General features: G+C 67.4%; 13 protein-coding genes. All 13 read left to right on the top strand.

Going from position 1 to position 10,972, the window contains the following annotated elements; translation table 11 throughout:
• Positions 1 to 359 (top strand): MMPL family transporter (locus AC1DTW_RS27550; protein ID WP_477985132.1); only part of this gene is annotated, 359 nt, incomplete at its 5' end.
• On the top strand, positions 356 to 1,195 hold the full coding sequence (locus AC1DTW_RS27555; protein ID WP_477985134.1) for an aromatic ring-hydroxylating oxygenase subunit alpha: 840 nt from the start codon (positions 356 to 358) through the stop codon (positions 1,193 to 1,195). The genes AC1DTW_RS27550 and AC1DTW_RS27555, both read left to right, overlap by 4 nt.
• 17 nt (positions 1,196 to 1,212) lie before the next feature.
• Complete coding sequence (locus AC1DTW_RS27560; protein WP_477985136.1) at positions 1,213 to 2,154, top strand: PDR/VanB family oxidoreductase; 942 nt, start codon at positions 1,213 to 1,215, stop codon at positions 2,152 to 2,154.
• 213 nt (positions 2,155 to 2,367) lie between these two features.
• Positions 2,368 to 3,537, top strand: a complete 1,170-nt coding sequence (locus tag AC1DTW_RS27565; RefSeq protein ID WP_477985138.1) for an alpha/beta hydrolase family protein — start codon at positions 2,368 to 2,370, stop codon at positions 3,535 to 3,537.
• A 27-nt stretch (positions 3,538 to 3,564) separates the two neighbouring features.
• Positions 3,565 to 4,515, top strand: a complete 951-nt coding sequence (locus AC1DTW_RS27570) for a VOC family protein (RefSeq protein WP_477985140.1) — start codon at positions 3,565 to 3,567, stop codon at positions 4,513 to 4,515.
• Positions 4,516 to 4,521: 6 nt separating this feature from the next.
• Positions 4,522 to 4,929 carry a Rieske (2Fe-2S) protein gene (locus tag AC1DTW_RS27575; protein ID WP_477985142.1) on the top strand — a complete coding sequence of 136 codons (408 nt, stop codon included), beginning with the start codon at positions 4,522 to 4,524 and terminating at the stop codon, positions 4,927 to 4,929.
• Positions 4,926 to 6,056, top strand: coding sequence for an FAD-dependent oxidoreductase (locus AC1DTW_RS27580; RefSeq protein WP_477985144.1), 1,131 nt, complete (start codon positions 4,926 to 4,928; stop codon positions 6,054 to 6,056). Before AC1DTW_RS27575 ends, AC1DTW_RS27580 begins: the two co-directional genes overlap by 4 nt.
• A gap of 31 nt (positions 6,057 to 6,087) precedes the next feature.
• Entirely contained in the window at positions 6,088 to 7,272 is a 1,185-nt protein-coding gene (locus AC1DTW_RS27585; RefSeq protein WP_477985145.1) for an MFS transporter, read from the top strand.
• A 28-nt stretch (positions 7,273 to 7,300) separates the two neighbouring features.
• On the top strand, positions 7,301 to 8,095 hold the full coding sequence (locus AC1DTW_RS27590) for a cyclase family protein (protein ID WP_477985147.1): 795 nt from the start codon (positions 7,301 to 7,303) through the stop codon (positions 8,093 to 8,095).
• 59 nt (positions 8,096 to 8,154) lie between these two features.
• Entirely contained in the window at positions 8,155 to 8,733 is a 579-nt protein-coding gene (locus tag AC1DTW_RS27595) for a cupin domain-containing protein (protein WP_477985149.1), read from the top strand.
• 14 nt (positions 8,734 to 8,747) lie between these two features.
• Entirely contained in the window at positions 8,748 to 9,737 is a 990-nt protein-coding gene (locus tag AC1DTW_RS27600) for a fumarylacetoacetate hydrolase family protein (protein WP_477985155.1), read from the top strand.
• A 2-nt stretch (positions 9,738 to 9,739) separates the two neighbouring features.
• Positions 9,740 to 10,714, top strand: a complete 975-nt coding sequence (locus AC1DTW_RS27605; protein WP_477985151.1) for an NAD-dependent epimerase/dehydratase family protein — start codon at positions 9,740 to 9,742, stop codon at positions 10,712 to 10,714.
• Positions 10,715 to 10,745: 31 nt separating this feature from the next.
• Positions 10,746 to 10,972, top strand: a 227-nt coding sequence (locus AC1DTW_RS27610) for an alcohol dehydrogenase catalytic domain-containing protein (RefSeq protein ID WP_477985153.1), incomplete at its 3' end; no start/stop codon positions are given.

Raw genomic sequence — 10,972 nt, forward strand, 5'->3', positions numbered from 1 at the left:
CGCGCTGTACATCCTGTCGACTGTACATCCTGTCGATCACGCTGACGCAGCTGCGCGAGGGCAAGAGTCTGTCGGAGAGCTATTACCGCGCGCTGCTGTTCACCGGCAAGGTGGTGCTGCTGACCGGCGTGACGCTGGCCATCGGCGTGGTCACCTGGGTCGCCAGCCCCATCAAGTTCCAGGCCGACATGGGCCTGCTGCTCGCGTTCATGTTCCTGTGGAACATGCTCGGCGCCATGGTGCTCCTGCCAGCGCTGGCCCACCTGCTGTTGAAGCCGCGGCGCCTGGCGTCGGCCGGCACGGCTCGAGCGTCCGCCTCGATCCCTTCGCAAGTGACCCCTGAGGAGATGCTGCCTTGACTTACCTCCGCAACGCCTGGACCGTCGCCGCGTGGGCGAGCGAGCTGCCGGCCGGCACGCTGCTCGCGCGCACGCTGCTCGACAAGCCGCTTGTCCTCTATCGCGATGCGAGCGGCAAACCGAGCGCGCTCTGGATCTGGATGGGCGACCCGGCACGGGCCGATGCTGCGTCGATCCCGGAGTCTCCCTTCAACGATCCAGCGCACTGGGCCGTCGGCACCGGCTCGATGGTGGTCGACGCGCCGTACGAGCTCGAGATCGACAACATCCTCGATCTCTCGCACATCGAGTTTATGCACCCGCTGTTCGCCAGCGATGCGGTGCGGCGCGGCAAGGTCGAGTCCGAACAGGACGGCGAGACCGTCTGGTGCAAGCGCTTCATGCCGAACGACGTGCAGGCACCGGACTTCCTGCGCGAGGCCTTTCAGGTGCCGCAAGGCCCGATCGACCGCTGGCTGCACGTCCGCTGGAACGCGCCGGCCACGATGGCCTTGTGGGCCGGTGGCGTGGCCAGCGGCCGGCCGATAGAGCAGGGCGTCGTGTCGCATCAGGCGCACTGCTTCACGCCGGAGACGCACGGACGCACGCACTATTTCTATTCAATTGCCTTCCCGCGCGCGATGGGTCCATTGGCGGAGGAACTTGCGGCGCAGAACGTCGCGATGCTGCGCGGGCCGTTCGAGCACGAGGACAAACCAATCATCGAAGCGGTGGCGCGACAGATGGGCGGTGCCGATCTGTTCGCGCTGAAGCCGGTGCTGCTCGCAGGCGATGCAGCGGCCGTGCGTGCGCGTCGCCTGCTGCAGGCGCTGGTCGACAAGGAAGCCCGCGCGTGACGGCATCGACACGACGCATGCGAATCGCCCGCCGGGCGATCGAAGCCGAGGACGTGTGCAGCCTCGAACTGGTGGCGGTCGATGGCGCGGTCCTGCCGGCGTTCAGCGCCGGCGCGCACATCGACGTGCACCTCGACGGCGGTATCGTGCGGCAATACTCTTTGTGCAACGACCCGCGAGAGACGCACCACTACCTGATCGCGGTGCTGCGCGAGCAGGCTTCGCGTGGCGGATCGCTGGCGATGCACGCGCTGCGCGAGGGCCAGGAACTGGACATCTCCGAACCGCGCAATCACTTCGAGCTCGCCCGCGATGCGGGCCGGCACCTGCTGCTGGCCGGCGGCATCGGCATCACGCCGATCTTGTCCATGGCCGAACACCTGGCAGGCGAGGGCACGGCGTTCGAGCTGCACTACTGCACCCGGTCGATCGGCCGCACGGCGTATGCGCAGCGCCTACGCAACTCGGCGTTTGCCGACAAGGTCAGCTTCCACCACGACGATGCCGCGGCCGCGCAGAAGCTCGATCTGAAGGCTGTCCTCGCGCATCCGCGACCCGGCGACCATCTCTATGTCTGCGGGCCGGGCGGCTTCATCGACGCGGTGCTCACGGCGGCAGGCGCGGCCGGCTGGCCGCAGCAGGCACTGCACCGCGAGTATTTCGCCGGCAACGTCAGCAACGCGGCAGGAGACCGGGCCTTCGAGGTCGTGATCGCCTCGAGCGGCGTCGTGATCCAGGTCGCGTCGCACGAGAGCGTCGTCGTGGCGCTCGGCGCCGCGGGCATCGAGGTGCCGGTGTCCTGCGAGCAGGGCGTCTGCGGCACGTGCCTCACCGGCGTGATCGATGGCACGCCGGACCACCGCGATGTCTACATGACCGACCAGGAGCACGCGCTCGACAACAAGTTCACGCCCTGCTGCTCGCGTGCCAAGTCGGCGCGGCTGGTGCTGGACCTGTGACTACCGGACGCAAGACCACGATGCACGATCAGTCACGACACGCCGAAGCGCGCGCTCCTGCGGACGCGCGGCGCCCGCTGTCCGATTGGGGTGATCGCTGCTGCTGTGCCTTTCTCGTGGTCGCAGCCTTGTGCGCCATCGCCGTCCTGGCCGGCTGGCTATGGCAGATCCCGCCGCTGCGCTGACCCGAATCTGAAACCAACGACCTCCACCATGTTTCGCTACTTCCCCACCAACTACGTCTGGAACCTCTCGGTCGATCTCGCGATCGAGATGGGCGCGCGCATCGGCGAGATCGAGGAGATGTGCGCGCCATTGCAGGAGGCCGCGAAGGCGCCCGACGCCGCCGGTACGAAAGCCTTCCGCGAGACCTGGGTGCGCATGGCCGACAAGCTTTGCACGCTCGCCGACGAGGACAAGGCCCGTGGTCGCTTGCTGTCCGCGGGTGAGAAGCTCGGCCGAGCGGCCAGCTATCTGATCACCGCCGAGCGGCTGCAGGCGCACGACGCTCCGGGTCGTCTCGCGCTGTACCGCCGCGAGCTCGCGCTGTTCGCGGAAGGCGTGACGCTCGCAGGTGAGCGCTGCGAGCGCGTCGAGATCCCGTATGAAGGCGGCCACATCGCCGCACTCCATGTGCGGGCTGAAGGCGTGCAGGGCAGGACGCCGATCCTCGTGCAGGTCAATGGCTTGGACTCGACCAAGGAGATGAAGTACCGCGTCGGCCTGCCGGCCTGGCTCGCTCGACGTGGCGTGTCCTCGTTGGTGGTCGACCAGCCCGGCACCGGCGAGGCGCTGCGCCTGCACGGCATGACGGCGCGCTTCGATGCCGAGCACTGGGCCAGCCGCATCGTCGACTGGCTGGAGACCCGCGACGATGTCGACGCGAAGCGCATCGGCTGCGAAGGCGTTTCGCTGGGCGGCTACTACTGCCCGCGCGCGGTGGCGATGGAGCCGCGCTTCGCGGCCGGCGTCTGCTGGGGCGCCAACCACGACTGGCGCGACGTGCAGAAGAAGCGCCTGCTGAAGGAAGGCGACTTCCCGGTGCCGCACTACTGGGCGCACGTGTGCTGGGTCTGGGGCGCGAAGGACGTCGACGACTTCATGCGCATCGCCGAGGAGGTCCACCTGGACGGGGTCGTCGAAAAGATCCGCGTTCCGTTCCTGGTCACGCACGGCGAGAAGGACTCGCAGATCCCGCTGAAGTGGGCACAGCGGACCTACGACCAGCTCGTCAACAGCCCGAGACGCGAACTCAAGGTTTTCACCGATCGCGAAGGCGGCGTACAGCACGCGAGCTTCGACAACAGCATCAACGCCGGCCACTACATCGCCGACTGGGTGGCCGAGGCCCTCGGCGGCCGCACCGCAGCCACGACCGGCTGACCCTTCAACCCACAAGCAAGGAATCTCATGAACATCATCGGACTGGACACACTCGTCTTCGCTGTCGACGCTCTGGCGAGCGGTGCGCAGTACCTCCGCGACTACGGCCTGGCAGACGCCGGCGGCGGCCGCTTCGAAGCGATGGACGGCACCGCGATCGTCATCGTCGACGAGAACGATCCGACGCTGCCGGCGCCGCCGGCGCCGCCGGCGCCCGGCTGCCGCCTGCGCTGCACCGTGATGGGTGTTGCGGGCCGCGCCGATTTGGAGGCCATCGCCGCCGAACTGAAGCGCGACCGTGAGGTGCGCGAGCGGCCCGACGGCTCGATCGAGTCGGTCGATGACGAAGGTTTCGCGATCGCCTTCCAGGTGAGCACGCGCCGCTCGTTCGAGAAGGCTGGCGAGATCGCCAATGCGCCGGGTTCGCCGTTCATGCGGCCGGCGAACCAGCTCGGCGTCGACGCCGGCGCACCGCAGATCAAGCCGCGCACGCTGTCTCACGTCGTCTATTTCGTCACCGACGCGGCCAAGGCCGAAGCCTTCTACGTTGAACGCCTCGGCTTCCGCTGCACCGACCGTTTCACCGGCGTCGGCCCGTTCCTGCAACCCGCCGGCACGCTCGACCACCACACCCACTTCTTCATCCAGGCGCCTGCCTTCATGAAGGGCGTCGAGCATTTCACGTTCCACTTCGCGGGGCCGGGCGAGATGGTGCAGAACGGCTGGCGCTTCGTCGCCAAGGGCTACCAGCCGTTCTGGGGTCCAGGGCGCCACCAGATGGGCTCGAACTGGTTCTGGTACTTCAATAGCCCGTTCGGTTGCCACATGGAGATGGACGCCGACATGGACCTGCACGACGCCACCTGGACGCCGCGCAATGTGGCGATGGGCGCCGACAACTCGCAGGCCTTCCTGCTCGGCTACCGCAAGAAGTGGGCGCCGGGGCCGGGCACCGGTGCAAACGGGGACTATGTCTGATACGAGGTGAACGCCGGTGCGATTCGCCTCGGCCACGCCGGTGATGTGCCGGACGGCGGCGCGCGTGGCTACGACCCCGCGGGCGCTGGCCAGGACGCGCTCTTCGCGGTGCGCAGCGGCGGCAGGCTTCATGTGTGGCGTGACCTCTGCCCGCACGCCGGGACACCGATGGCATGGCGCAAGGACGCGTACCTGAACGCCGCCGGCGACCGCATCGTGTGTGCCGCGCATGGCGCATTGTTCGAACCCGACACGGGCCTGTGCGTGCAAGGTCCATGCCTTGGCCAGCGCCTGCAGGCACTGCCCTTCGTTGTCGACGCCTTGGGCGAACTCGTGCTCACCCACGGTTGGACTGCATCTGATCTCGACCTTGAACCACCGCAGACAACCCCACTGAAGGAGACACTCTCATGACCACAGCGGCACGCCGCATCCTCATCATCGGCGGAGGATTTTCCGGGATGTCGGCCGCGATCGAGTTCGCCAAACTCGGCGCCGAGGTCGACCTGGTCGAGATCGACCCGGGTTGGCGCAACTATGGCGCCGGCATCAGCCTCGGCGGAGCGACGCTACGCGCGTTCAAGCAACTCGGCATCCTCGATGCATTCCTGGAGCACGGTGCCGCGCACGACGGTGTCTCGCTGCGGCTGCCGCACGGCTCGCAGATGGCCGAACTGCCGACACCGCGCATCGCGGGCCCCGACATCCCCGGCGGCGGCGCGATCATGCGACCAGTGCTGGGCCGGCTGCTGGCCGATGCGACCCGTGCCGCCGGCACCGCGGTGCGCCTGGGCTGCACCTTCACCGCCATCGAGCAGGATGCCGACGGTGTCGACGTGAGCTTCACCGACGGACAGCGCCGCCGCTACGACCTCGTCATCGGCGCCGATGGCCTGTACTCGAAGTTGCGCGAGGCCTTGTTCCCCGACGCTCCCAAGCCGCGCTATACCGGCCAGGCCTGTTGGCGCGCCGTGGTGCCGCGCCCGCCGGAGATCCGCACGGCCACGATGTGGATCGGTCCGAACGTCAAGCCGGGCGTCAATCCGGTGTCGAAGACCGAGATGTACCTCTTCGTCGTCGAGCCGAGGCCCGTCAACGAGCACGTCGATCCCGCGACCTTCGTCGATCAGGTGCGCGCGCTGCTCGCCAGCTTCCCCGCGCCGGAATTGCAGGCCGTCCGCGACGGGCTGGGGCCGAACTCGCAGGTCGTGTTCCGCCCGCTCGAGGGACTGCTAATGCAGCGACCCTGGTCCAAGGGGCGTGTCGTGCTGATCGGCGACACCGTGCATGCGACCACGCCGCACCTGGCCTCGGGCGCGTGCATCGGCATCGAGGATGCGATCGTGCTGGCCGAGGAGGTCGCGCGGCACGGCCGCGTCGAAGACGCGATCGCGGCGTTCGAGGCACGGCGCTGGGAGCGCTGCCGAATGGTCGTCGAGAACTCGGGCCGCCTCGGCGAGATCGAGATCGCCGGCGGTGACAAGGATGAGCACGGCCGAATCATGCGCGAGTCGCTGATGGCGCTGGCACAGCCGATCTGAACCACGACAGCTACGCTGCAGGAGTGAGATCATGATCAAGACCGATTCGACACGCGGCCGCATTGGGCTGACCGCGGCGCACTGCGCCGGCATGCTGGACGCTGTGGCACTGCCCGTCTGGGTGGGCACGCTGGTGGCGAGCTACCACTTTGACCCGCAGCAGGCGGGCCTTTTGGTAACGCTATTTCTCGCCGGTGTCGTGGTGGCCAGCCTGGTGCTCGCGCCACGTTTCAACCGCCTGCCGGGCCGTACGGTAGCGACGCTGAGTCTCGTCGCCTGCGCACTCGGCTTCGGTGCGGCTTCGCTGACGACCGACTTCGTGCTGCTCGCGATCGTGCACGCACTGTGCGGCGTGGCGAACGGCGCGGCGCTGAGCGTCACACACGGCACGATTGCCTTGAGCGCGCGCCCGCACCGGCTGTTTGCGGTCGTCAACACGGCGCTCGGCGTCGCCGCGATTTTCTACCTCGGCTTCACGCCGCAGATCGTCGCCAGGGCGGGCGGCCCGGCGCTGTTCGTCGTGTTCGGCGCGGTGATGGCGCTGGCGGCGCTGGTCAGCCTCTTTGCCTTTCCCAAGGCCGAAGTCCCGACTGTTGTGGCCCCCGTCATTGGGGCAACGAAGACGCAGGCGCTGCCCCGCTTCGATCGCGTGGTGTGGTTCGGCATCGCCGGCGTCGCGCTGGTGACGGTCACGCAGGCGATGGTCTTCAGCTTCGTCGAGCGGGTCGGCATCGATCGCGGCTTCGGCGCCCAGGCAGTCGCGGGCGTGTTGATTGCGCTGGGCTTCGTCAACCTGCTGCCGGCGCCGCTGGCCGCACTGCTGGAGCGGCGCCTGCCTGCACGCCGGGTGCTGGTAAGCGCGCCGTTCGTGCAGGCGGCGCTGGCAGTGACGGTAATGAACGCCACCGCCTACTTCGCCTATGGCGCTGCGGCATCGGTCTTCGTCGCAGTGGTGATCTTTTCGCACACCTTCGCGTTCGGCCTGCTCGCGCGGCTGGAGCCCACCGGGCGGGCGCTTTCAGCGACGCCGGCCATGCTTATGACGGGCTCGGCGATCGGGCCGGTGCTCGGCGGGACACTGATCAAGTTCTTTGGATATGGCAGCCTCGGCATAGCCGCCATCGTGCTGGCCGGCTGTGCGGCCTTCTGCTACTCGCGACTTCCGCGGGAAGGTGCCGCCACGCCGCGGCCCGCGTCCGCATCGGCGCAGGCCTGAATGTCCTCACCCTCGGAGAACCTTGCCCATGAAGACCTCACGCCGCTTCGTCGACCTGTCGATCTACCTCGAGAACGATGTGCTGTCGGATCCGCCGCCGCTGGCGCCGAAGATCACGTACCAGAAGCATGCCGACACGCTGCCGGAATTTCTGGCGATGCTGCCCGGCACGAAACTGGAGGACTATCCGGATGGCGAGGCGGCGGCAGCCGAGTGGGTGACGCTGACCACGCACAACGGCACGCACCTGGATGCGCCCTGGCATTTCCATTCCACGCAGGACGCGAAGCTGGGGGGCAGTCGCCCTTCGATCACGATCGACGAGGTGCCGCTGGAGTGGTGCTTCCAGGCGGGCGTGAAACTGGACTTCCGCCACCTGCCCGATGGCTACGTCGCGACGGCGGCGGACGTCGAGGCCGAGCTGCAGCGCATCGGCCACGAACTCGAGCCGCTGGACATCGTCGTCGTCAACACGCGCGCCGGCTCGCGCTACGGACACTCGGATTTCCTGTCGGCCGGTTGCGGCATGGGTTACGAGGCCACGATGTATCTCCTCGAGCGCGGCGTGCGGCTCACCGGCACCGATGCGTGGAGCTGGGACGCGCCGTTCTCCTTCACCGCGCAGAAGGTGGCGCAGACAGGCAACAAGGCCTTGATCTGGGAAGGCCACAAGGCAGGGCGCGACATCGGCTACTGCCACCTCGAGAAGCTGCACAACCTGGAGGCGCTGCCGCCCCACGGCTTCACGATCAGCTGCTTCCCCCACAAGATCCGCGGTGCCAGTGCCGGTTGGACGCGCGCCGTCGCCATCTTCGAAGAGTGACCGGGCCTGTCCCGCGTTCGCGAAGCGTCTTCCATCTCTCATCGTCCCCAGGAGTCATCATGACCTTTCCTGCGATCCACCGCGTCGTCACCGGCCACGATGCCGAAGGCAAGGCGATCGTCGCGAGCAATGGCCCGCTGCCCACCGTGGTCGAGATTCAGGCCATCCCCGGCACCGTGTTTCATGAGGTGTGGGAGACACACGCCACGCCGGCACCTGTGAACAATGCGGCCGATCCCACCACCGGCCCGTTGAAGCTGCCGCCGCCCAGGCTGGGCACGCGCATGCGCTTCGTCGACATCCCGCCGGACACCAACGAGTTCCTCGCGCAGGGCGCCACGCAGATGAAGGATGCCTTCACCCAAGCGGGTGACGCGTCCGCATCCACCGTCAAGCGCGACTCGCCCCACCCCCTGATGCATCGTACCGAGTCGATCGACTACGGTGTGGTGATCGAAGGGGAGATGACGCTGGTGCTCGACGATTCCGAAGTGCCGCTCAAACCTGGCAGCGTGGTCATCCAGCGTGGCACGAACCACGCCTGGGCCAACCGTTCGGGCAAGCCGTGCCGCATGCTGTTCATGCTGATCGACGGCACCTACGATCCGGTGATCGCCGCCGCCATCGAGAAGCGCTGAGTGGGCACCACCCCATGAAGCTTGCCACCCTGAAGAGTGACGCCCTCGATGGCCGACTGGTCGTCGTATCGCATGACCATACTCGCGCCGCCACGGCCGACGACGTGGCCGCCAGTTTGCTCGAAGCGCTGCAGCACTGGGATCGATCTGCGCCGGCGCTGCGCGAGCTGAGCGAGCGGCTGAACCGCGGTGCCGTCGCACAGGCCTTCGCCTTCGACGGGCAGCAATGCGCGGCGCCGCTGCCGCGCAGCCCCCAATGGCTGGACGGCTCGGCCTTCCTCAACCATGGCCGGCTGATGGAGCGTGCCTTCAACACGCCGCCGATCCCCGACTTCGAGAGCGTACCCGTGATGTACCAGGGTGCGAGCGACGACTTCCTCGGACCGATGGACGACGTACCGATGCCCGACGAGGCGCACGGCATCGACTTCGAAGGCGAGTTCGGCGTGGTCTGCGGCCCGGTGCCGATGGGCGTCACGCCCGAGGCGGCCCTGCAGTGCATTCGCCTCATCGTCCAAGCCAACGACTGGAGCCTGCGCGCGCTCGGTCCGCACGAGATGAAGACCGGCTTTGGCTTCCTGCAGGCCAAGCCATCGACCTCGTTCGCCCCCATTGCGGTCACGCCCGACGAACTGGGCAACGCCTGGAGCGGCGGGCGCGTGTGCATGCCGTTGCACGTGCAGTGGAACGGCGAGCGCTTCGGCGAACCTGCTGGCGGCGAGATGAACTTCCACTTCGGCCAGCTCGTCGCGCATGCGGCGCGCACGCGCAGGCTCGCTGCGGGCACGATCGTGGGTTCGGGCACCATTTCCAACGTCTCGCGCGCAGCTGGATCGGCCTGCATTGCGGAACGTCGCGTGATCGAGAAGCTGGACCTGGGCGAGATTCGCACCGGGTTCATGAAATTCGGCGACCGCGTCCGTATGCAGGCACGCCTCGCCGATGGGCGAGATGGGCCGTTTGGCTTCATCGATCAGCGCGTCGTGCGTGCTAAGGAGCACTGACCATGCATGTGCTGATAACGGGTGCGAATGGCTTCGTTGGCAGGGCGCTCAGTGCGCGGCTGCTCGCCGAAGGCGCACTCCACGGGAATCGCATCGAGCGCCTGAGTGTTCTCGACTTGGATTTCGGTGGCACGCCGCCCGTGGAAGGAATCCTGCGCCGCCATGCTGGCGACTTGGCCGACCCGGCTTGGCTGAACTCCATACTCGCAAATTCGAGCTTGGATGCAGTGTTCCACCTCGCCAGCATCCCTGGCGGCAGCGCCGAGGCCAACTATGCGCTGGCCCGTCGCGTGAATCTAGACGCCACGATCGAGTTGCTAGAACGCGGGCAGGCGCAAGTGGCGGCCGGCGGCTTTGCTCCGGTGTTCGTGTTCGCAAGCTCGATTGCCGTGTTTGGCGCGATGCCGCCGGTGATGACAGAGGACGCCCTGCCGCGTCCGGCGATGACCTACGGCGCACAGAAGTTGGTGGGCGAAATCCTAATCGACGACTTCAGTCGCCGCGGCTGGGTCGACGGACGCTCCTTGCGCATCCCCGGCGTGCTCGCGCGGCCGCCGGCACGCACCGGCCAGCTCTCGGCCTTTCTCAGCGACATCATCCGCGAGCTTGCTGCCGGACGACCCTTCACATGCCCGATGTCGGCCGAAGCGACGACATGGGCTTCGTCACTGCCCAACGTGGTATCGAACCTCATTCACGCTGCGGCTTCGTCGCTGCCGGGGCTGGAGGGGCGGCGCACGTTCACGCTGCCGACGTCGCGGTTCTCGATGCGCCAGCTCGTCACGGCGATCAGCGAGGTCAGTGGTGCGGATGTGCACCGGCTGGTGACGTACCAGCCCGAGCCGCGCATCGAGGCCTTGTTCGGGTCGTTCGGCGAACTGCGCACCGACGCCGCGCTGGCCGCCGGTTTCGAGTGCGATGCGAGTCTGGCTGATTTGGTCAGGATGGCGCTACAGGGCGACGCCAGCGACGTCTGACAACACTTTCAACTCCCCGAGGTACCCGACCATGAAAGCTGCTCGTCTCCACTCGTACGGCGATGTCGATCAATTCGCGATGGATGAAGTGCCCATTCCCAAGCCGGGTGCCGGCGAGGTGCTGATCAAGATCGAAGCCTCTGCGGTCAACCCCTTCGATCTGATGGTCCGCCAGGGCTACATGGCCCAGTTGATTCCCTTGGATCTCCCTGCCGTGCTGGGTGGCGACGCTGCCGGCGTCGTGGTGGACATGGGAAG

This window comes from Rhizobacter sp. P5_A1 (assembly GCF_056400745.1).